Genomic DNA, 234 nt, shown 5'->3' on the forward strand with positions numbered 1-234 from the left:
CCCAACTAATGGGAGAATTAGGTGACATTAGTCGTTTTGATAACTCTAACCAACTCAATGCCTATGTTGGGATTGATATTCGCCGTCACCACTCTGGAACTTATGCCGGTCAAGACCACATTAATAAGCGTGGAAACCCAATTGCCCGTAAACTGTTGTATTTTACCATTGGTAATATGATTCGCCAACAACACGTCAATCCTAATCACATTGTTGAATATTATTATCGTTTAA

At 38.9% G+C, this 234-nt stretch carries 1 protein-coding gene; it reads left to right on the forward strand.

The features are described 5' to 3' along the window. Positions 1-234: transposase (locus H5S10_RS00170; protein WP_182588321.1), on the forward strand; the 234-nt coding region annotated here is incomplete at both ends.

This window comes from Limosilactobacillus balticus, assembly GCF_014145615.1.
GTDB classification, from domain to species: domain Bacteria; phylum Bacillota; class Bacilli; order Lactobacillales; family Lactobacillaceae; genus Limosilactobacillus; species Limosilactobacillus balticus.